Genomic DNA, 23,833 nt, shown 5'->3' with positions numbered 1-23,833 from the left:
TCAACCAAAATCGTATTTTTGTTCTTTTAGAAAAGTAAAAAAACAGGCTATGACAAAATATCCGTATATACTGTTCGTATTGCTCCTCGCGTCTTTCAGTTCCTGCCAGACTGTTGAGCAACTTTCCATCGATTATATGCTCCCCGCAGAGATCAGTTTTCCTAACGAACTGAAACGAGTGGCAGTCGTAAACAATGTGAGCGACACTCCGGATAACACCTTACCACCCAAGGATAATACAATAAAAAATAAAAATGAACTCAGCCGTGCAGTAGCCTATCACGAGGGACAACCCGCACTCACTACCGAAGTATTGGCCAAAGCTATTGCCGAACAGAACTATTTCAATGAAGTCGTAATCTGCGATTCGGCCCTGCGTGCACGTGATTTCACACCCCGTGAATCGACTCTCAGCCAAGAGGAAGTTCAGACCTTGGCACAGTTTCTGGACGTGGATTGCATCATCTCACTGGAAAACCTGCAGATGAAATCGACACGGGTTCTCAGTTACATCCCCGAATGGAACACTTATTACGGCACATTGGATACGAAGGTTTACCCAACGCTGAAAATCTATCTGCCGGGACGAAAAAGCCCGATGGTAACCATCAACACCCATGACAGCATTTTTTGGGAAGAATATGGAAATACCGAAGGGTTTGTCCGCTCACGCCTGCCGGATGAAAGACAAATGATACGCGAAGCTTCTGAATTTGCCGGTTCCGTGCCGGTAAACAGAATATTACCTTACTGGAAAACGGCCAATCGATATTATTTCATCAATGGCTCTGTAGCTATGCGCGATGCTGCCGTTTATGTGAAAGAAAACGAATGGGAAAAAGCATCCAAACTGTGGGAACAGGCTTTTAAAGCAGCCAAGAACGACAAAAAGAAAATGCGTGCAGCCTTCAACCTGGCTCTATATTACGAGATGAAAGACAGTGTGGAAGAAGCACACAAATGGGCTGTCACTGCACAGGAACTGGCCCGTAAAATAGACAAAATCGACACGTTGAAGAGAAACGATATAGACTTGAGCGAAATCCCCAACTACTACCTGACCAGCCTTTATGTGAATGAATTAAAGGAAAGGAGCAACGGATTGGGCAAATTAAAAGGCCAAATGAGTAGATTTAATGAGGATTTTTAAAGAAATCATGCAAAGGTTCTTATTTTTTTTATACCTTTGAGCTAAATAAAAAGAGCTAAAAGATATGAAACTTAGTCAGCAATCACAAGCCATTATCGAATCTGCGATTCAAAAAGCAATCAACAAATATACCTGTGGATGCGAACAGACCATCGTCACAGATATCCATATTCAACCGAATCAGAATTCCGGTGAACTCTTTATCTATGACGATGAAGATGAAGAACTATCCAGTGTAACCATCGATGAATGGACAGCCTACGAAGGGGACGACTTTTGCGAAGATGCTGAAAGAATTTTCCGTACCGTGCTTTGCCGCATGAAAGAGAACGGGAGCTTCGATAAGTTAACCATCCTCAAACCCTACTCCTTTGTGTTGGTAGACGAAGACAAAGAGACGATCTCAGAGCTTCTGCTCGTAGATGACGACACACTGTTGGTGAACGATGAACTATTGAAGGGACTGGACAAAGAATTGGACGACTTCCTGAAAGACCTGTTGGAGAAATAATCCTCTTTTTTTCATTATATAGTAAAAGAGGCCATCCGAATGATTCGGATAGCCTCTTTTTGATATACAGTTTGTATAATCAAAATCTCGTCACTTTGTCGGAGTGAGCTTTCAGATACTCAAAACGATTGATCAGTTCACCCAACTTTTTAGGATACTTCTCGGCCAGATTCTTTTGTTGACCGATGTCTGACTTCAAATTATACAACTTATAACCGTAACCCAAACCGATGAAGTCACCGTCTTCCTTGCTATAAGGATTGTAATATGGAGGAATCAGCGCCCAATCTCCCTGACGATAGGCATAATTGAACATTCCCTCAATAACCAACTCTTTACGCCCTTTTTTACTCTTGCCCAGAAAAGCATCGAGTGTGTTTTCGCTATCTACCTTGTCCGGATAAGTCTGTCCCAAAAGAGAAGCAAACGAGGCCAATAGGTCCATCTGACAGACAAATACATCTGACACCTGAGGCTTCACCTTTGCAGGCCAACGAAGCATGAACGGTATACGGGTACCACCGTCGAACATACTTGTTTTACCCCCTCTCAACGGACCGGCTATTTTGTGATCACCCACCAACTCTACCGCATCATCTTGATAACCATCATCGAGCACCGGACCATTGTCACTCGTCAGAATCACAATGGTATTCTCCGCCAATCCCAACTTATCCAACTCTTTCAGGAACTGATCAACACACCAGTCTGCCTCCAGAATCACATCACCACGGGGTCCCATGCCTGACTTTCCTACAAAACGTTCATTGGGAACACGAGGTACATGCGGTTGGTGAAGTCCGTAATAAAGGAAGAAAGGCTTGTCTTTATTGTCATCTACAAACTGCCTGGCCTTGTCCAGGAATAATCCTGCCATTTCTTCATCTTTCCATTGTGCAGCCTTCCCACCTTTCTGGAAACCAATGCGGGGAACTCCATTCACAATAGAGCCTGCATGTCCCACACTGGGATGCATGCGCAACAATTCGGGGTTCTCTTTACCGGTAGGTTCACCGGGGAAGTTTTTCCGGTAATCCACATAAAGAGGGTCATTCGGATCCAATCCGACAACTCTTCCATTTTCCAGAAAGACGCAAGGAACGCGATCATTGGTTGCTGCCTGAATAAACGAATAGTCGTAACCGATCTCAGCGGCTCCGGGATGCACCTCCTTATTCCAGTCCACATGCCCATCTCCTAAGCCGATGTGCCATTTACCGACAGAACCGGTAGTATATCCCGCCTGCTTCATAAGTTTAGGCAACGTTATTTTTTGAGTATCGATAATCAATGCGGCGTTACCCGGTAAGATTTTAGCGTCCACATTGCTCCAGGGATATTTCCCGGTCATCACCGAATAACGGCTGGGGGTAGATGTGGCCGCAGTACAAAATCCCTGCGTAAACCGAATACCTTCGTTGGCTATACGATCCATACCCGGAGTTTGAATCCGGTGTGCGCCATAACAACTTAAATCTCCGTATCCCAAGTCATCGGCGACAATCAGGATGATGTTGGGTTGTTTCTCTGTTTGTTCCTGGGCAGGCTGAGGTACGGCCAAGGCACTTACCGGCAAAGACACCCCTGCCACTAATCCCAATGTGCAGTTCAGCAATTTCATTCGTTCGTTTGTCATATCAATTTTGTTCATGAGTAATTTCCAATAAGGTCTGTCAGATCCGGATACAAAGATAGCCAACAATCTTATTCAGATACGAAAATAGTGAGATTAAATCGAAATGATATCCCTTAAAAAACGAGAGTGTGCCTCACGAGACACACCCTCTTCAATACCTCAGCGGCTATTTTGTTTAGGGCTTCAGGTTTTTCATCCGGACATGTCTCAATATATTCTGGAGTTCAAAAACCAGATCCGGATGGAGAGAAGCTACATTCTTCTGTTCTGCCACATCGTCTACCACGTGATATAACTGCGGTGTACTCAGATTTCCGGTTTCTATCTTCGGTCCCCAGGTAATCATGGCCGGTCCGTCATTGGGCTCAATGTACTTCCAGTCCTTGGTGCGGACTGATAATGTATGATTGGAAGCCTGCTCTATCACCCAGGAACGGTCGGACTGGTTTTTGCCCAACCAAGTATCGAGGTAGTTAAAGCTATCGGGTGCCGCTCCCTTCGGCAGCCCGGCTCCTACCAATGAAGCCAAAGAGGCAAACCAGTCGATCTGCGAGACCAAAGCGTTGGAAACCTGTGATGAAGCAGCTCCCTTCGGCCATCTTACAATGGCAGGAATACGAGTTCCCCCTTCAAAAGCACTGTACTTATTACCACGCAACGGTCCTGCGGGACTATGACCGTTCAGCAATTCTTCCGCACGATCCTGATAGCCGTCATCGACAACCGGACCATTGTCACTGGACAGAATAATTAGCGTATTTTCTGACAGTCCCAGTTTATCAAGGGTTTCCATGATCTGGCCTACACTCCAGTCGAACTGCACGATGGCATCTCCACGCAATCCCATCGGGTTCTTTCCACGAAAACGGTCGTGCGGGAAACGGGGAACATGTACATCGTTTGTAGCAAAATACATAAAGAAAGGTTCGTCTTTATGCTCACGGATAAAGCCGATGGCATGTGAAGTGATTGAATCGGCAATATTTTCATCTTTCCACAAAGCCTTGCCGCCCCCTTTCATATATCCGATACGGCCGATACCATTGACGATGGCCATGTCGTGTCCATGGCTCGATTTCAGATTGAACAGCAATTCCGGGTGATCTTTTCCCAACGGTTCCCCCTCGATCGGCTTACGATAGCTGACTTCAATCGGAGCAGAAGGGTCATAATTGGCCACTTTACCATTTTCTATAAAGACACACGGAACACGATCGGCTGTTGCAGCCATTATATAAGAATAATCAAAACCTATATCTCCTAAAGCAGTCGGCAGAGGAGCATTCCAATCCTGTTCTCCATCCTTATCGCCCAACCCCAAATGCCATTTGCCGATGGCCGCCGTAGCGTAACCGGCATTCTTAAACATATCAGCCATCGTATAGCGTTCGGGACGGATAATCATCCCTGCATTGCCTGCTGCAATATCAGTGCCCGGACGACGCCAGGCATATTCTCCGGTAAGCATAGAGTAACGCGAAGGAGTACTGGTAGCAGCCGTAGCATGCGCATTGTTAAAGCGAATACCTTCAGCTGCCAAACGGTTTACATTCGGAGTCTGCACATTCTTTGCACCATAACACTCCAAGTCGCCATAACCGAGGTCGTCGGCATAGATAAACACGACATTAGGAAGTTGCCGATCATTGATTTTTTGCTTGGCTTTTCCTCCCTTCTGACCGGTAGCAGCCATCAGGCATGCTACCGGAGAGAGACAAGCCAATAATACATATTGTCTCATTTTTTAAACTATTAAATTAGTCACGTAAATTCGGGTTAATATTTTGCTCGGACTGAGGGATCGGCCATGTATAATCCGTCGGATTACGGAAAGCACGTTTGCCCACATACCAGCGGTAGTTTCCTGTCGGGTCAACCTCTTTGGTCGTAGTCGCATACTGAGTCGAACCCGGGTAAGGCGCACCCCAAATTTTCTGGGACAATACTTCGTGTGCAATTCCCCATCTCATGATATCCCAGTAACGGATACCTTCCATAGCCAACTCGATGCGGCGTTCGTGACGCACGATTTCACGAAGCTTCGCAGGAGTTACCTCGGTTACCGGAGGCATGTTCACACTTGCACGTCCTCTCACTGCATTGATAGTCTCGTCCAATATTCCTTGAGTGATCGTTTGATTATCTTCAACCAGGCATTCCAGATAGCCCAACAACACTTCGGCATAACGAATAACCGGAGTCAGTCCGTTTGCGCTCTGTACATCGTTTATAGGTGTCGATTCTTCAAAATATTTCCTCATCATAAAGCCAGTTCTGGAAGCCTCGCTCGTATAATCGAGCTTCTCCTTCTTGGCTGCACTGTAGTCAGGACTCATCTTATACTCTGTACCCATAAAGATGGCACCGTTATAGTAAATTGTATAATCCAGACGCGGATCGCGATCCTTTCCTAAATTAGACGGGTCATATCTCGGATCATCATAGCTGAAAGGAGTTCCATCCTTAAATTCATACGATTCGTATAAATCAGCAGCCGGATTGACCAGGCTCCATCCCCCGTCTTTAGCAGAAAGTGCATGCTGCGGCAGACCGGTACCCAGATAGTTTTCCAAATACTGGATGTAGAAAATATTCTCCTTGTTCGAAGTTCCGGTAGAAGGATAAAACAGCTCCTGATAGTTGGCGTTTATCGCATTATCTCCCAATTCCATAATATCGTGGAAAGCCTTTGCTCCACTTTTCCAGTCTTTCTGCAACATGCAGGTACGTCCGAGAAAAGCAAGAGCGGCCTGCTTACAAGCACGTCCGGCTTCTCCCGCCGGAATGGCAGAGAAACGAGGTAAATCGGCCGCAGCTGCTGTAAATTCGGTTACACACCATTTCAGGATATCGGCCTGTGAGGTCTTTGTCACATTGTTGGCTTCTTCACCCGTCAGCACATTCTCTACCAAAGGAACATTTTTGAAATAGCTGGCAAGGTAAAAATACTGTGTCGCACGCAGGAAACGGGCTTCCGCAATCATCCGTGTTTTCTTTTCCGATTCCGAGCTATTCTGGATACCGACCAAGAAACGGTTACAATAACCGATCCGCTTATAAGACGTCTCCCAATACCTTTTAATAAAAGCATTGTCCGCAGTCAGGTTTCCACTCGAAATCTTAAAGAAAGGATTGTTCTCTCCCCGACGGTCAAAAGCGTTATCCGAAAGATGCTCCATCATAATCATTCCGTGATAGGACCACCAATCCGAAGGGTTATACTCTACGCCGTCTGTCAGGCTTCCTCTATACAGAGAAGTCAATGCCAATTCCGCATTCGATTCGCTATTCCAAAAAGTCTCTTCGGACAAGTCTGTCAGTGGATAGCGCTCTAAATCACAAGCTTGAAACAGTCCTGCCGCCAATGCCAATGCTACTATATATTTTAAACTCTTCATCTTACATCAAAATTTTAAGGTTAAACCAAATGTATAAGTTGACAGAATAGGATAATAACTACCGTCTGTATTAATTTCCGGATCCCAGCCTTTACGATATCCGCTGATGGAGAATGGATTATCAAGTGATATATAAAAACGAAGGTTGGAAGAACCGAACTTCTGAGTTATACGTTTGGGCAATGTATATCCTAACTGGATATTTCTCACTTTGAGATAAGAGGCATCCAAAATCCAGAAGTCAGAGCCCAGCGTATTGTTGCTACCTGCATTCGACATCACTTCGAGACGAGGATATTTAGGATATCGGTTCGACTGATTATTCGTCCAGGTTTCTTCTGCCTGCCATTTCTGAATATTGCCTTCCTGGAAGAAAGCATAACCGGCATAATTGGTCAACTGGCCTTTTACCTTGGCCACTCCCTGAAGCAATATATTGAAATCAAATCCCTTATACTCCGCACCCAGTCCTAAGCCAAACGTATACTGAGGTATCTTTGATCCTAAATAAGTTTTATCGGATTCGTCCACCTTTCCGTCACCGGAGATGTCCACATAGCGTAAATCACCGGCTTTGGAGTTAGGAGCAATCTTGCTCTGATCGTGCCATTCTTTTACTTCGTCATCGGTCAGAAATACGCCATCCGTCTTATAGCCATAAAACATATTCATCGGATAACCCAGGAACAGGTCGCTACCGTTACCTATCATTCCGCTTTTCTGTTCCACATCTCCTACACCCAGGCTGATCACCTTGTTTTTAATTATCGAGAAGTTTCCATTCACATGATAACTAAACTCACCAATCTTGTTCTGATGACCGATCTCAAACTCCCATCCTTTGTTCTCAAGGCTTCCTGTATTGACCTGCGAAAGTCCCAGACCAAAGATAGAAGAGTAACTTGCACTCGGTTTATAGAGAATATCTGTCGTTTTACGATAGAAGTAAGCAGCGTTGAATGTCAATTTATTGTTCCAGAAAGCTGTTTCAATACCGACATCGGTGGTACGGGTCTTTTCCCATTTCAGTGTAGGATCGACATAAGTGGTCACTGCGGCTCCTTGTGTATACACACCTCCGAATACATAGTTCATCGCCTTTCCAAGTGCGTAAGTGGACTGATAAGGATAGTTACCGATATTATTGTTACCCAGGATACCGTATGATGCTTTCAGTTTCAAGTTATCAATAAAACTCAGTGACTCTGCTTCTTTGAAGAACTGTTCTTCCGACAGACGCCATCCTACAGCAACAGATGGGAAGAAACCGAATTTATTATCTGTCGGGAAACGGGAAGAACCATCATAACGCATAGTGGTTTCAAACAGGTAGCGTTGGTCATAGTTATAGGTCAAACGTCCGAAGACAGACATAATAGCCCAATCGTAACCTCCGCCGGAGTTAGTCTGGCCATCGGCTCCTCCTGCATTCAGATAAGGAACTTCATCCGAAGGAAAGTTCAAGCGGCTTCCCCCTACAGTTCTCTGTGATTCGTCTTCCCAAGTATAACCGACCAACACAGACAAATCATTTTTGCTGAACTTCACGTTATAATCGGCCAATGCCTGGAATGTCTTATAGACCGTTTTGTACATGGTATCCGATAGAGAAGAAGGTCCCAGTTTCTTGCCGCCCGTAATCTCCATTGCCGAACGATAGTGACGAATCTGCTGACCGGTATAGTTATATCCTCCGATAGCTTTCAGCGTTAAGCCTTTCACAGGTGTGAATGCCAACTCGACATTAGAACGGAACTTATCGAAGTTTTCATCATAAAAAGAGCCGCTGTCCAGCCATGCCAATGGTGTTCCGAGTACCTTCGGTCCTAAGCCGTAAGATCCGTCTTCCAATTTAGTTGCCCATAATCCGGGAAAACGAAGTGCATTACTTGAGAAAGCTTTAAATCCGGCAGAGTCCATTCCACCCGGAGTAGAAGGTTCGCTCCGTTTAGAAACGACTCCACCCAAACGGGTAGTCAGTGTCAGGTTTTTAGCCAACTCTGTAGTCAGATTCACTCTGCCGTTGTAACGGTCGTAGTGATTGTGTTCCATCAGACCATTCTGTTTTACATAGCCGAAAGAAACCATATACTGTGTCTTATCATTTCCTCCGTTCACGGTCAGTTCATGACCGGTTTGCAGTCCTTTGTTGCCCAGAAGTTTATCCAGATAATGTTCATTAGGATAATTATACGGATCTGATCCATCCTTATACTTCTGAATCTCCTCCGCCGAATAGACTTCCTTACCCATAGCCTTATTATATAATTCCGCATATTCCCAGGAATCGCACATTTCCGGTAGTTCGGTAGCTTGATTGAAGCCTACATATCCGTTATAACTTACGGTAACTTTACCTTTCTGGCCACCTTTTGTTTTTACCAGTACAACCCCATTCGCAGCACGCGAACCATAAATGGCGGCCGACGAGGCATCTTTCAATATAGAGATACTTTCAATATCTGCCGGGTTCAAATCATTCAGACTGCCGGGAAGTCCATCGACCAGTACCAAAGGATCGGGAGTCGCTCCGAAAGAGCCTACACCACGTACCCGAATCGTACCCTGGTCTTGTCCCGGATTACCGCTCGACTGTGTGATCGTCACTCCGGAGAGTTGTCCGGTCAGCATATTCGAAACACTGGGTGCAGTTCTGGATTCAAGTTTTTTGCTATCCACAGCAGCAATTGAACCAATCACGTTCACCTTCTTCTGTGAACCGTAACCTACCACAACAACTTCTTCCAAAGCCTGGGCATCTTCTTTCATTGTCACATTCAATGGTTTTCCTGCAATGACCTTCAGTTCCTGAGGCTGGTATCCGATGTAGGAAATCTCGATCACTGCCTTATCTGAACTGACCGATAGAGAGAAATCACCCTGCAAATTGGTAACCGTACCATTGGTGGTCCCTTTCTCAACGATACTGGCACCAATCACCGGTTCTCCGTTGACATCGACTACTTTTCCCGAGATTTTCACCGCTTGTTGTTGCTTCGATGTCATTTCAGTAGACAAAATAATCTTTTTGTCCAAAACGGAGTATTTCACGTCAGTCCCTTCAAAGATTTTATCCAGTACTTTAAATATATTACTTTTATCAACCGAAACAGAAACAACTCTTTTCAGATTGACATGTTTGTTATTAAAGAAAAAGCCAAAGCCCGATTGCTTTTCTATTTCTTTCAGAACTTTCTCTACAGTTTGATTCTGTGCATCAATACTGATTTCCACCTTTTGTGCGAAGCTGTCTGTCGCATGCACAAAACTCATAGAGCAAATTAGGAATAGGATGAATAGTCGCATAGTTCTTGGAATTTTTTTCGAGGTCAGCCAAAGCGAAGACTTTACCACCCGTAACAATTGGATGCTAAAATAATTTTGCATAATTTTGTATTGACTTAAAGTTAAAAAATAGTTTATCTCAGCTTGTCGCCAAACAAGCTCACAAGGTTTACTCTTTTACGTATGGATTAGATACGCCAATATCTTTCCATACGTTTTTGGCATTTTAAGGAGGTTTGTCTTTCATAAGCATTTCATTTTAAAGGTTAATCAATAAACTTCTATTATACTTCGTTCATCCCGAATATCAGGACTTTCCAAATATCTCCACTGTATCTTGGACGAGATTTTAAAATACTCCAGAATACGTTCCAACCGCTGTTCAGTAAATGTGCCTGTAAAGGCATTAGTCTTCAAACGGGCATTCTTTAGTTTAAATGTTACATTAAAGCGCTTCTCGAGCATCCTCAGTGCTACATCCAACGGAGTGTTATTAAATATAATCTTACCATCTTTCCAGGCGGTTTCGGACAGGCAGGATGTTGCGTACAACTGTACATCACCATTGGTCGAACTGTAGACCAACCTTTGTCCGGGTTTCATAACCACTTTCTTGGCCAGATAGTCTTTATCACTAAAATGAAAGCAGACCTGCCCTTCCACCAATGTTGTCGAAACATCCGGCTCGTCTTCATAAGCCTCCACATTGAAGTGTGTACCCAGCACTTCTATCTGCGATGAATGCGGGGCGGAAACTACAAACTTCTTTTTCAAATCCTTCGCTACCGCAAAATAAGCTTCTCCCTTTAATTCGACATTTCGTATATCGCCTTCAAAAACAGAAGGATAACGCAAAGAAGACTCCGAATTGAGATAGACAACCGTACTATCGGGCAATACCACCGAGGTTGTCATCCCCGGGTTGGTTTTTATTTCCATCATCTGGCACACAGCAGATTTCCCATTGTGCATATATTGCACCAGAAAAGCAACGGACAACGGGATAAATAAGATAGCAGCGACACGCTGCATCCACTCCCACCAAGTTGTTTTCCTGACGATCATTCTGCTACTGACCTTTTTCAGAGCTTTTTCCGTATCCACCTTACGCATTACGTTGACCGTATCTACAGCTATATAAAGAGTGTTGATTTGATCCACTATCTTTCGGTTATCTTCCGATTCTTCCATCCAGCTTTCCACCTGCCGGCATTCTTCTTCCGTAGCCAGTCCTTCACAATATCGAGGCAGTAAATGGTCTATATCTTCGTAGTTCATATTTGTAATTCAACCCTTTTATTAATAAGACAGGTGGAAAAATAAGATTCCTAAACTTAAATCCATTTTTTTTATAGAAATCTTTGTTTTAATAAGAAAAGACTATCTTTGTATATAAATTAAATTTCTAAATCTATGAAGCCGAATCGGACAAAAGAAGACATTTTACTGCTTTCCCAACTTCAGCAAGGAGATAAAAAAGCCTTCAATACTTTGTTCAGAAGGTATTATCCGATATTATGCGCTTATGCCCACCGTTTTGTAGACTTGGAAGATGCGGAAGAAATAGTTCAGGATGTAATGTTGTGGTTATGGGAGAATCGAGAAATCTTATTGATAGAATCATCCCTTAGTCAATACCTGTTGAAAATGATATATCACCGTTCATTAAACCGCATCGCACAAAAGGAGGTAAAGTATCGTGCCGATACATTATTTTATGAGAAAAGCCAGGCAATGATTTATGACGTGGATTTCTATCAGATTGAGGAGTTGACCAAACGGATTCACACCGCGATAGCGGAGTTACCGGAATCTTACCGGGAAGCGTTTATCATGCACCGGTTCAGAGATATGAGCTACAAAGAAATCGCACAAACTCTTAACACCTCTACCAAAACAGTAGATTACCGCATACAACAGGCACTAAAATTATTACGTAAAGAACTCAAAGAGTTCCTGTCGTTCGCCTTGATATTTCTGGCAGCGTAATATGCAGGGAAGTATGTGGAGAATAAATATAAGCAGTGGGGAGGGACCAAAAAAGAGAAGATACATTAAAAAAACGTCTTCACCACAGAATAACATAGAGTGCCACAGAGTGAGCTTAATCTATTGATAACTAATAATATCTATCTATGTAATCTGCGGTGAAGACGACTTTTGATGTATCCCCTCTATAATATATACCGGACTTACTCTATCGTAATGTCGAACTGATCATAAGAATCTGTTCTCCACGATTTATCACAAGTAAGAGGAGAAAGTGCAAAGAGAGGAGAGAATGTTTTGATTTTAATCGTTTTTCCATCAGGCATGAATTCCATAATCCTCAACCATCCGTCTCCACCGTTACCGAACCATTGCTTATCGGCAGTCTGCGCATTAAACATCATCTGAGGAACATTCTTGCCTGAAGCATTTTTATCAATCCGGAAACTGACATTATCCTTATAATCGGCAATCTCACATTCGTGACCGCAAATCACCATACAAATATTCTTTGCCGGATAGACCAACTTATCCCAAATAGCTTTTCCATAATTGGCAGGAGTCACTTTGTAGTTCTCGCTTTCAATGACTTTTCCTGTCCATGCCAGATATGAATGTGTCAGCAATATCACTTTATGGTCTTTATAGCGGGGAGCATCGACCACTTTCTTAGCCCACGCCAAAGCCTCATCACGTGGAGCAAATTCCAGAGAAACAACCAGAATTTTGCCCCAGGTATCGGTTATAAATTCATAGGCAGCATTTTCCAGTGTCGGTATACCCTGATAATTGTTGCCTACGGCAACCAGGCTCTTGCGCCAACAGGAGTTTCTCTCCGCAGGAAAGTAATCAGGGAAATGACACAAACGATTTTCCGCTTTCTGATATCCATAATCATGATTACCGGTACAAATCACATAAGGCAATTTTCCATCCAGTCGCTCAAACGCACGCGAAGCAGCACGCCATTGCTCCTCACTTGTCTGGTTGCCGTTCACCCCATCCGGAATGCGAATTTCATTTTGCTCCACCAAATCACCGGTACAAAGCACACCTTTTATATTCAGAGATTCAATGCTATTGGCTACCCATGCTGTCTGTAACTCAAAAAGTGGCTGATTGGCATCGAACTTTGTATAACTCTGCGGATCGGGTAAAAGAATCATTGAAAAAGACTTTTCATCGGTCAACTTTGCGCGGACCGGATAGACTTGCGCAGAAACAAACAGCGTCTGCACACAAAGAATGAAAGCTAATAAGTAGTTTTTCCTGTTCATAAGTATTACATTTAAATATCTCAAATAAAAATTAAGTAGCAAAGATATAAATACTTGCCGGCAATAGCCCCTGTATTCTCCGAATTATTTCAGGGAAAAAGTAGCCATTACGGCTTTATGGTCTGTCGGCCATACGCCTAGCGGAGTTATAAACGAATCTTTACCACTCTCCTCCACACGTTCACTACGGACGATCGATTTTGAAGGACCTACCACCGATACATCTTTTAATTTCAATTTCCTGTCCGGCATGAAATAAATAAAGTCGATACGATCCCGTTCGTCAGCATCGGGTGCCCACGACAGTTTCTGCACCGGCACTCCTTCATTATCAGACGGGAATGTAAAGCCCGGATGTGTAACCGGATTAGGGTATTTCGTCCGGTAAGCATCTTTAAATCCGGCATTTTCAAGTAATACGGAGCAATCCCACCGAACTACCGTCCCATTATGATCCCACAAATTCTTTGTATTTTCTTTCCAATCCAGATGTGAAGGTTCGTTGAAATCACCTCCCAGCAAAATGATATTTCCTTTTTCCTTTCGGGCATCTTCTATGACATGGCAAATAGCTTCATCACGCATAGATTCATTATTAGCCTTTTCAATGGCTACCGCATCCAGCACCGGAGCATCCAGTTTTTTCCAGGTAACCCCGCTATAGCCTCTCGGCAAATAACAAGCATAATGCGTATAATCCAGATGGGCAGAATAAACAACCACATCTCTTCCGTTAATACGAATACGGGCTTTCAGCACCGAACCGGCATCATCTTCCAAAGGGCAATTAGGGGCTTGTTCTTCAATCTTATATTTTGATAAAATACCTACATCCAACTTACTGTTTTCACCATAATACTTCTTTCCACGCTCTTCCAAAGCCTGCAATATACGCGAAATGAATTGTTTCCCATGATAATTTCTCACCTCACTGAATAACACAATATCCGGTTCCAGGCGGGCCACTTCATCCGCTATGGCTTCAAAGCCCCCTTTCACCATGGTGCCCTCCTGCCAGATATTCATTTGGAGCACTTTGAGTTCGCTCCCTTTGCCATAGGCCATTACGGCAAACAGCCATAAAGTTATATTTAATAAACTATATCTTAACATATCAATATATTCTAATCAACAGAGGTGAGAACAGGGAGTGTTTCTCTCCATTCTGCACTCACCTCTCCTATTTTTATTTTATTGCAAAATCCACATCAGTTTATTTACATCGTCCACTCCTCCGAACTGACGTTCAAGAGCCTCGTTCTGATGTTCCAGGTTATAATCGGACTCTGATTTGGGATACATCCAGCGCATCGGCAACCTGTCATTCATCGTATTACGGTTGGTTGCAGGATTAATCGGCAACACCGGATAACCTGTACGTCGATAATCATAATAAACATCATACGGATGCTGCATGAACGAAGCCAGATAACGTTGCGTCAATATCTTCTCAATATCCGCTTCTTTCTCACCACTCAATTGGATAGCGGGTGTTTCAAGGAAAGCTGCAATCGCTTCCTCTGTAATCGGATGTCCATGATGATATACCTCTTCATCCGGAGTATTGGAAGCTATAAACTCCATATGGGCTCTGATCGCCTTTTTATAGTAAGCAGACGCATCTCCCGAAATCCATCCCCGCACGGCTGCTTCGGCCAGAATAAAATTCTGCTCGGCATATCCTAATCGAACGACCGGTTCTCCGGAAGGATAATCGGTATAACGTGCATTAAATCCGGAGTATTGTTCAGTGGCATAAGCTTTTTCTATCTGCTCGAAAGGCAGTGAAGGGTCTGTACCGATATAAGCATCCCAACTGTCGGCTGTCACCCCTTCGTTAAGTTTGGCCTTTGCCGGCTTTGCATAATAGAACATGCGAATATCTCCTGTCGCCTTGAATTTATCAATCAGCATGGTAGACAGCATGGCATAACCCGCATGCTTGGTATTCGTGTTATGGAAAGGATACACTGTATTCGCTTTATCCGCATATTTCATCTGCAGATTATCTTCATTCGATTCCATCAGGCTGCCCGATGCTACGATCCGTGCAAAACGTTCCTTCACCTTCAGGTCGGCATCGCTCTCTTTCTTCGAGAGGTGCATCAGTACTTTCAGTTGAAAAGCCGTAGTCGCTTTCTTCCACTTGCTGATACTTCCTCCCAGGATCGGATCGCCATCAAAATCTTTAGCTGTCGAAAACAGTTCATAAGCTGTTTCCAGATCGCTCAGAATAAAGTTCATCACTTCCTTCTGGGTATTGTACTTAGGACGTACCAATCCTAATTCGCCTTGCAAAGCTTCTTCATAAGGAAGATCTCCCATCTCCATCGACATATAAAATATCTTATAGGCCTTGATGAAATGTGCCAGTCCGTCGTATGCATTTACGTTATCGTCCGAAACGGATTCGACCATCTTCTGGGCATTGATCAGGGTAGTATACCCGCCAAAACCGGAACGCCCGAAGACATTATACTGGTAATCTTCCATACTTTCACCCCATGCCATCTGCTTGGCAAGCAATTCGTCGTATATAAAGGATTTACTGGCACTGGAAGAGGTAATGTCCAGCAGTAATCCGGTTGCCAGCAATGAAGAGGTCACCTTAGTGGTTGCATCGGGATCTGTATTGATTTCATCGAACTTATCACAAGACGCCAACAAAGCGGTTGCCAGCAACAGCGATATGTATTTATTAATTCGTTTCATATTATTCTATCTTTTAAAAATCCAATTTTACATTAAAACCTAAATAACGGGTGGAAGGAGAGCTCAGGTTATCCGAGTCACTGTCGGGATCGGTAAAACGGAACTCTTTGGTCCAGACAAACAGGTTTTGTCCGACAAAAGCCAGTGTCAGCCCTTTCATATGAAGCTTGTCACAAACCGATTTAGGCATTTGATAGCTCAGTGAGAGGTCACGCAATTTAAAGAAAGTTTCATCAAATACATTCTGACGGGTGACGGTGCCTATATATGGATTGGTACTCTTCATATACGATTCGTAGGATACCTGTACATCATTCGGAGCAAACACACGGTTGTCATGGATGATTTTTCCATTCGAGTCATAATCTACACTTCCCGAAACTACTTTTACTCCACTGCCCACAAAGTTGGTCTTCTTGTTCACTACCTCGTCATACCGCCACTGGTTGTCCGAGTCGATATGTGCTCCCGAATTCCACATGGCCTGATTGGTCTTCGAATGTGCCATACCTCCTACTCGTCCGTCAAGTGTAAAAGAAAGAGTAAAGTTCTTATAGGTTACCGTATTGGTCCAGCCCCATATCCAATCGGGATATTCATAGCCGATAACCGACTGGTAGTCGCTCTGTTTGGGATAACCATTATAATTAACTAAATTTCCCTGTGAATCACGCTCCCAATCGTAAATACCGTACCAGTCCCAACGTTTCCCGACGGCTACCCAAGGTTTTTGTGTAGAATACACCGGGTCTATTTTGGTATAATACCAACGGTCACGCGACCAGTTGAAGGACGACTCCCATTTCAGGTCTCTCGTCCTGATAATATCGCCCGATAAAGTCAACTCTACTCCCCGTCCCACATATTCTTCATCTATATTGATCAATGTAGACGTAAATCCGGAAGAGTTACTGATACCTGCACTGCGGGTCAAGTTGTAATAGAGTTTATTATAATATGTAAAATCCAGTTTCAGGCGATTCTTAAACATGTGAATTGCCGTACCGATTTCATAAGAACGCGTGGCCGAGGGTTTCACCGCTACACCACGGATAGATGTCGGATAATATGCGGCGCTCTCACCGTTCCACAAATCGGTAGAAACACTGTAAGTATTGTTGGTATCGTATACTCCCAAGTCACTCTTGGTCTGCGTCCATGCCCCCCTCACTTTCCAGAAGTCAATCACTTCGGGCATTGGGATGAACTGTGAAAGAACCACACTACCGGCTACAGAAGGATAGAAATAAGAACGTGTCTCCGACGGCAATGAAGAAGACCAGTCATTACGTCCTGTCACATCCAGAAACAGTGTACTTTTCCAGGAAACAGAGGCTTTGGCATATACACTGGTCACCAGTTTTTTGGTAATACCGCTGGTTGTCTTCACCGGATCAATCGATGACTTCAATGAATAATACCCCGGAATTTTCAACCCATTCTGCGTTTCGCCCAGGATATTGTCACTCTTCCAATAATAAACGTTTCCACCAATAAAACCATCGACATTAAAATCACCGAATTTGTGATCGGCAGACAAGATCAGGTCATTGTTTAAGCTGTATCCTCCTAAACGTTGCAGCCCGTAATAACCTTGTTTATGCCAGCCACCTACGGCACTGACGGCATTCCGCCACTCTTTCTTCTGCGAGTATGAATCCAGACCCGAACGCAGTGACAGGTTCAACCAGGGAGTAAAATCATAGTTGGCAGAAAGATATCCGTTAATCAAATCGTAATCACTCGAACGGACAATTTCATTTGCTATGAAATAAGGGTTGTCATACCACTTGGTATCCATCCAGTTCTGCTGTTCGTCCTGCTTGATCCAGTAGTTCTTATAGTCGCGTATATCATATTCGGCACCCGACCACACCAACAGGTTATAAAGGAATCCGCTACCACCGTATCCGGCTCCCATGTCATTGGGATAAAAGCGCTTATTATAAGTCAATCCTCCGTCAAAAGAGAATTTCTTCCACTTCATATCACCCGACACCGAATAAGTGATCTTATTCAGTTTCTGGTTCGGATACTGTCCTTTATTATACACATGGGTCAATGAAGTGCGTACACTTCCATATTTACCTTTCTGAGAGACACTTACATTGTTGTTTGTCACCATACTCAACTCCTGGAAGTTCTTCAGATTGTTTTTGCCTTTCGATACCAAAGGCATGTCTACCCATTCGTGCGTATACGGATCATACTGCAATGCCGTACGCCCGATGTCCAGCTTATCTCCCCATACATATCCTCCGGTAGAATAGGTACCCTGTGATCCGGAACTGTATGACGTTTGCACTTCCGGCTTTCTCAGATATCCGGCCGCAAACATCGTACTGCTATTCACAGTCACATTCAGTCCCTCTTCTTTTCCCTTTTTGGTAGTAATCATCACCGCACCGGCTCCTCCACGTGCACCATACAGGGCCGAAGCCGTAGCTCCTTTCAAGACATCGACCGACTCGATATCATCAGCAGCTATATCATTTAATCCTACGTTACCATAAGGCACTCCGTCGATAACCAGCAAAGGAGCAGATGCACGCAACGAAAGTGAAGGTGAAGTATTGAACTCCGTACTGTTTTTTACATTCAATCCGGCAATCTTACCGGTCAGCGATGTAGCTACATTCACGGTCTTGACAGCAGCCAGTTTGTCACCGTCTACCTTTTGCACGGCATAGCCCAGAGCTTTTTCCTCGCGCTTGATACCCAAGGCCGTCACCACAACTTCGTCGAGTTGTTTCGTATTTTCGGCCAACTGGACAGTAAGTGAGGTATTATTACCTACCGGAACTTCTTTAGTGATATATCCGATATATGAAATGATAATCGTACTCTTAGTTCCTACAGAAAGGCTGAAATTACCGTTGATGTCGGTAATCGTTCCGTTTCCGGTTTCTTTCTCCTTAATATTGGCTCCGATAACGGGCGACCCGGTTTCATCAGTCACCAGCCCCTTTATCTTTTTAGTGGTCTGCTGTTGTGCAGCGGTTGTTTCCAAAATCTGTTTTGGAGACAGGATTATGCTGTTCTCCAATATCTTATACCCGATATTCGTTCCGGCAAACAATTGGTTCAGAACCTGACTGATCTCTTTCTGGTTACTTTTGATAGTCACATTCCGGGAGATATCCACTTGCTTGTTGTTATAGAAGAAGTGAAACTCCGACTGCTTTTCTATTTCATCCAGCACTTTCTGAAGACTACTGTTGTTGACATTTAAAGTCACACGTACTGACTGGCTATAACCTTTAGCCGCAAATGCCATGCTGGCAAAGACAAACAACATTATTGCTGATAGTTTCATACACAAAGGTATTTTTTTCAAGAGCGAAAATGTATTCTGCCTCCCGAAAAATTGGAAGTTTAAGTAAATTGTCATAGATTTGTAGTGATTTTGATTTAAAAAATTCTATTTGCCGCACAGTTTGTCGCCAAACAAACTGACGGTGGACTTTCATACAGGTAGATACGCCAATATCTTCCTGTATGTTTTTTGTTTTAGGGAGAGCGTGCTGTCATAGTAGTAATAAAAATGATTTTAAAGTTTCATACTCAAACGGTTAATATAATTCTATCTTTGTTTTTTCCTGTATTGCCTTGTGTGTGGCATCATACTCCAGATCAAGGTATTTATACTGTATTCCGGATGCATATCTGAAGTGTTCAAGGATCAACGGCAAATACTGCCTGCTGAACACACCGGTGAAAGAATTGGCATATAGTGTGGAATCTTTCACGATAAACTCTACATTAAACCTCTTGCTGAGTATCTTCAGCGTTTCGGCCAATGATGTGTTTTTAAGCACTACCTGACCGTTCTTCCAGGCTGTATAGATCTCCACATACGATTTTTCGGCCCGTGCCTCGTGTGTCGCCGTATTATATACAAATTCTTCATCGGGCTTCATGACGAATGTTTCTTTTGTATCGCCTTTCCCCAAAAATGACAACCTGACCGATCCCGATACCAACGTTGTCCTGACTACACTATCCGTCCGGTATGCTTCCATATTGAACTCCGTACCCAATACTTCGGTCTGTATATTGAAAGGAGTATTGACCACAAACCGTTTACTCCTGTCTTTACGGACAGAGAAGTAAGCCTCCCCGTCAAGTTCCACCGTACGCGTATCCCCTGTAAACTTAACAGGATGTTTCAGTGAAGATCCGGAGTTAAGCCAGACTTTGGTACCGTCCGGTAAATTTGCCTCAGCCACCATACCGGGATTGGTCCGTATCTCCACATATTCTTGCGGCGGATTTTTCAGAATTAAATAAAGGGTGGTGGCAAGCAGCGGTAACGCCATACAAGCAGCAATACGCTGCCCCCAAACCATCCAGGAGATTCTATGTCGATGTTTGTGTATTCTGCCCTTCACCTGCTGTAAGGCTGCGGAAGCATCCACCCGATTCATATAGTCTAGTGTGTCTGCCGCGCGGTAGAGCCGGAAAATATCTCGTGCCATCTTCTCGTTATCTTCCGAAGCCGCTATCCATTCCTCCACCTCTTTCCGGCGATCGGCTGGGAGCTCCCCCGCAAAATAATTTAAAAGAACCGACTCATTAATGTAACAGGATTCATCCATAATTCGTGCTTTTATAGATAAGACGAACCAAAATAGAAATCTCCTAACCAAAAAACGTATTTTTTTTGAAAATAATATTATTTTTGCCCAAAACGAAGGTCTACATGTATAACGACACCTCGCGCACAGTAAGCGATGAAACTCTGTTCTTCCAGGTTCAGCAGGGAAACGAAGGCGCATTCGAAGCATTGTTTCTCAGGCATTACCCGGCTCTTTGTGCCTATGCCCGGCTCTTTGTCGAACCGGATGACGGCCAGGAGATCGTATCGGACGTCATGGTCTGGCTTTGGGAAAATAAAGAAATGCAGGCATTCGAGAGTTCCTTAAAAAGTTATTTGTTCAAGGCTGTTAAAAACCGCTGCCTGACTCTCATCAACCGGAACGAAGTGAAACAACGGATCGAAAAAATGATATTCGATAATCTCCAATCGCAGTATGATGATCCCGACTTCTACGCTATACAGGAGTTAACCGAAAAAATAGAAGAAGCTCTGGCACGACTTCCCGAGAATGTACGCGAAGCATTCGAACTCAACCGCTTTCAGAATCTGACATACAATGAAATAGCCGAACGACTGGGAGTGTCTCCCAAAACAATCGATTACCGGATTCAACAGGCCTTAAAACAGTTGCGCATCGACCTGAAGGAGTATCTCCCCTTATTACTTCCTTTCCTCCTGCATTGAAAGGACGAAACAGTTCTTAGTTTCGTTGCAGATCTCCTTATCTTTACGTACATTTGGCAGTAGCATACGATATCTGACACCCGGGTGTCGGATAGTCTGACATGGGGGTGTCACACACTGCGACACCCCCATGTCAGCACTCCTAAAGTCTATGCTTCCCGTACAGAGAGTACAGAGAAAACGATAACTAACCTTAAAGATAAAAGTATATGCCTATAAACTATGTAGTCAGGAAGAAAAAAGATCAGAGCGGTAATGAAGTTAAAGAGCTCTACTATGCCGTGCCCAGTGCCATTCAGAACAAAGGAGTCAGTGAAAAACAATTAGCGGAGGACCTGCACGACAACAGTTCACTCTCGGCAGGCGACGTACTGTCTGTACTCGAACAACTCCCGAAAGCCATCGCACGACATATGAAAGAAGGAAGGACCGTCACTATCCGCGGATTGGGAACTTTCTACCCGGCCTTAAGCAGCGAGGGCTGCGAAACTCCCGAAGAATGTACACCCAACAAAGTCAGATTGACACGCATTTGCTTCCGGGCCGATACTGCGTTCACCTACGACGTGAAACATTGCGAATTCGAAAGCATGCAACTGCGATTTACAAAGAGGCCGAAGCCCGGTAAGGAAGAGTGAACCAAAAGACAGAACCTTTGCCGGACTCGGACTGAACCCCGATCTCGCCCCCCAACTTCTCAATAATCATTTTGCAGATAGACAGTCCCAATCCGGTGCCTTGTATAAAAGTGTTGTATTTGACAAAGCGCTCAAAAACATGTTCGCATTGCTCGGCGGACATACCACAACCGGTATCGGATACATAGAAGTATAACGTATGGGCATCTTGCAGCCGATACCCGATCTGAATCTCTCCCTGCGAAGTGAACTTTATGGCATTGACAACCAAATTGGTAAGAACCTGTATCAAGCGGTTCTTATCAGTATGGAAAACACATTGGGGTAAACGTTCGGCAAACGAGAGGGAGACTTCGTCTGTCCTGATACGCAAACGGGCTACCTGTTCGACTTCCGACATCAACTGATTGGCATCCACCTGAGTCACATGAAAGTCATACATTCCGGATTCTATCTTCGACATATCCAAAATATCGTTAATCAGTTGAAGCAAAAGTTCGGTATTGGTTTCGATAATACCGGCATACTCCAGCATTTCTTCTTTATCTTCTACCATAGAAAGCAGATTCGAGAAACCGACAATGGCATTGAGAGGAGTACGTATCTCATGACTCATATTAGCCAGAAAGGCCGACTTAAGCTGATTGGCTTCCTCGGCTTTCAGCTGCGCTTCTTTCATTCGCTGATGGGCTCTTTTAAGAATATGAATATAATAGCCTACGGCACTGACCACCACCAACAGCAAGACAACAGTCATCAGAATCTCCTTCTTATACTGCTCGAAGAAGCTGACAGGCAGATTGATGTACACAGCCTCTTTCGGATAAAGGGAAACCGGTATGTCATACGACTGCAAAGCCGGATAACAGAGGTAAGCAGCAGGTTTTCCTCCGAGAGCGGGAGGAATGTCTCGCGGAAACTCACCTTCCAGGACACGATGAATCAGCTGTAACAATGAATCGCCGAAGGACTCCACTGAAACATAATATCCTCCGGCGAAAGTATTGTTGGACAGATCCTCGGGAGCCAACAAAAACAGAGGGGAATGTACGAAGCGAGTAATAATCTCCTGAATATGATCGAACAGATAATTGTTATCATCCTGGTTATGAGTCTCGAACCAGGAATAATAAATGAGTCCCGTGGTTTTATCATAACTCTTCAAGGTATCGAGTAACATCTCGGTAGAAATATTCCTGGTGGACAGCTGTTCAAAGGCCAACTCCGGAAAAGATCCGGTCATTGCCTGCTCTACATCTCCGCGAACTGCCTCACTGATGTATCTGTCGTCTGAGATGAAAGCCAAACGCTTCATATCCGGCATCAGCTGCCGCATCAGCCCGATGGTTTCTTTCACATAATATACTTGCCCCAGAGTAGTCACGTTATATCCTTTCCGCCATTCATAAGCGGGGACAGTATTCGATTCGGTCAGCTCTTCGTGTGAAAGCAAGATGTCGAGTGTAGCCGGCAGACGGTCGCGGGTGTTGGTAATGATGACCGGTACATCTTTCCAGACATCATCAAAAAGTTCACGGCAAACAATCCATCCCGGATCGCCGATAAAGACGATCAGTCGGGGAGGCACATCGTATTTCCGCCGTAACTGCTCTACTACGGCTGCTGCTTCTTTACGGTTACACAAAGCGGGCACCGAAAGGGACTCGGCCTTTACGGAGATATTCTTCTTTTGCAGGGCTTGGTGCGTATACCAGAACACATCCTTTGCCCATGGAAGGTTGAAATTGATAGAATTTAGAAACAATACGTCTTCCCTTGTTTTATCTGTATGGGCAGATAGCCGGGAATGAACAGCTCCCAACAATATAAGAAGGAGGCAAAGGCATCTGAATGGTGTCTGTTTCATTTGTATGTTCGTTTCTTTTGAGCGGAAACAAAGGTATGACTATTTCTCCGTATACGAAAAAAGGTACTCTGTTATTTTTAGAGTAC

Annotated in this window: 16 protein-coding genes; 5 read left to right on the top strand and 11 right to left on the bottom strand. The window is 44.1% G+C overall.

The features are described 5' to 3' along the window. The first annotated feature begins 49 nt into the window (after window positions 1-49). Window positions 50-1,150 (top strand): DUF6340 family protein, encoded by a 1,101-nt coding sequence (locus BF9343_RS04635; RefSeq protein ID WP_010992259.1) that lies wholly within the window; start codon window positions 50-52, stop codon window positions 1,148-1,150. 64 nt (window positions 1,151-1,214) lie between these two features. Continuing rightward, on the top strand, window positions 1,215-1,661 hold the full coding sequence (locus tag BF9343_RS04630) for a hypothetical protein (RefSeq protein WP_010992258.1): 447 nt from the start codon (window positions 1,215-1,217) through the stop codon (window positions 1,659-1,661). A gap of 79 nt (window positions 1,662-1,740) precedes the next feature. On the opposite strand, the gene BF9343_RS04625 is transcribed toward BF9343_RS04630, so the two are convergent. The 5 genes from BF9343_RS04625 to BF9343_RS04605 form a co-directional block, all read right to left on the bottom strand. Continuing rightward, complete coding sequence (locus BF9343_RS04625) at window positions 1,741-3,297, bottom strand: sulfatase-like hydrolase/transferase (RefSeq protein WP_005785437.1); 1,557 nt, start codon at window positions 3,295-3,297, stop codon at window positions 1,741-1,743. Between the two features lie 175 nt (window positions 3,298-3,472). Next, the gene (locus tag BF9343_RS04620) at window positions 3,473-5,038 is read right to left on the bottom strand and encodes a sulfatase family protein (protein WP_005795907.1); all 1,566 of its coding nucleotides are present in this window, start codon (window positions 5,036-5,038) and stop codon (window positions 3,473-3,475) included. Between the two features lie 16 nt (window positions 5,039-5,054). Beyond that, the gene (locus tag BF9343_RS04615) at window positions 5,055-6,695 is read right to left on the bottom strand and encodes a RagB/SusD family nutrient uptake outer membrane protein (RefSeq protein ID WP_005785433.1); all 1,641 of its coding nucleotides are present in this window, start codon (window positions 6,693-6,695) and stop codon (window positions 5,055-5,057) included. Between the two features lie 6 nt (window positions 6,696-6,701). Further along, window positions 6,702-10,082 (bottom strand): TonB-dependent receptor, encoded by a 3,381-nt coding sequence (locus BF9343_RS04610; protein WP_005785431.1) that lies wholly within the window; start codon window positions 10,080-10,082, stop codon window positions 6,702-6,704. 168 nt (window positions 10,083-10,250) lie between these two features. Further along, window positions 10,251-11,258 (bottom strand): FecR family protein, encoded by a 1,008-nt coding sequence (locus BF9343_RS04605; protein ID WP_005785429.1) that lies wholly within the window; start codon window positions 11,256-11,258, stop codon window positions 10,251-10,253. A gap of 135 nt (window positions 11,259-11,393) precedes the next feature. On the opposite strand from BF9343_RS04605, the gene BF9343_RS04600 reads away from it, so the two are divergent. Further along, window positions 11,394-11,969: an RNA polymerase sigma-70 factor gene (locus BF9343_RS04600; protein ID WP_005785427.1), complete on the top strand. Its 576-nt coding sequence runs from the start codon at window positions 11,394-11,396 to the stop codon at window positions 11,967-11,969. Between the two features lie 203 nt (window positions 11,970-12,172). Here BF9343_RS04600 and BF9343_RS04595 read toward each other — a convergent pair whose 3' ends face one another. From BF9343_RS04595 to BF9343_RS04575, 5 genes are all read right to left on the bottom strand, one after another. Then, a complete protein-coding gene (locus BF9343_RS04595; protein ID WP_005785425.1) occupies window positions 12,173-13,246 on the bottom strand; it encodes a metallophosphoesterase in 1,074 nt (357 codons plus the stop codon). 84 nt (window positions 13,247-13,330) lie between these two features. Further along, complete coding sequence (locus tag BF9343_RS04590; protein ID WP_005785424.1) at window positions 13,331-14,359, bottom strand: endonuclease/exonuclease/phosphatase family protein; 1,029 nt, start codon at window positions 14,357-14,359, stop codon at window positions 13,331-13,333. 78 nt (window positions 14,360-14,437) lie between these two features. Then, window positions 14,438-15,958, bottom strand: coding sequence for a SusD/RagB family nutrient-binding outer membrane lipoprotein (locus BF9343_RS04585; protein WP_005785422.1), 1,521 nt, complete (start codon window positions 15,956-15,958; stop codon window positions 14,438-14,440). A gap of 13 nt (window positions 15,959-15,971) precedes the next feature. Next, window positions 15,972-19,274 (bottom strand): SusC/RagA family TonB-linked outer membrane protein, encoded by a 3,303-nt coding sequence (locus BF9343_RS04580; RefSeq protein WP_005785421.1) that lies wholly within the window; start codon window positions 19,272-19,274, stop codon window positions 15,972-15,974. A 256-nt stretch (window positions 19,275-19,530) separates the two neighbouring features. Further along, window positions 19,531-20,556 (bottom strand): FecR family protein, encoded by a 1,026-nt coding sequence (locus tag BF9343_RS04575; RefSeq protein ID WP_005785419.1) that lies wholly within the window; start codon window positions 20,554-20,556, stop codon window positions 19,531-19,533. A gap of 104 nt (window positions 20,557-20,660) precedes the next feature. Here BF9343_RS04575 and BF9343_RS04570 point away from each other — a divergent pair, with 104 nt between their 5' ends. Beyond that, a complete protein-coding gene (locus BF9343_RS04570) occupies window positions 20,661-21,242 on the top strand; it encodes an RNA polymerase sigma-70 factor (protein ID WP_008768015.1) in 582 nt (193 codons plus the stop codon). A gap of 209 nt (window positions 21,243-21,451) precedes the next feature. Then, complete coding sequence (locus BF9343_RS04565) at window positions 21,452-21,880, top strand: HU family DNA-binding protein (RefSeq protein WP_005795912.1); 429 nt, start codon at window positions 21,452-21,454, stop codon at window positions 21,878-21,880. Here BF9343_RS04565 and BF9343_RS04560 read toward each other — a convergent pair. Then, complete coding sequence (locus tag BF9343_RS04560) at window positions 21,846-23,747, bottom strand: sensor histidine kinase (protein ID WP_010992255.1); 1,902 nt, start codon at window positions 23,745-23,747, stop codon at window positions 21,846-21,848. The genes BF9343_RS04565 and BF9343_RS04560 overlap by 35 nt on opposite strands. Window positions 23,748-23,833 lie beyond the last annotated feature (86 nt).

The sequence above is a fragment of the Bacteroides fragilis NCTC 9343 genome (assembly GCF_000025985.1).
GTDB lineage: Bacteria > Bacteroidota > Bacteroidia > Bacteroidales > Bacteroidaceae > Bacteroides > Bacteroides fragilis.
This window is presented reverse-complemented; position numbering and strand designations above follow the sequence as displayed.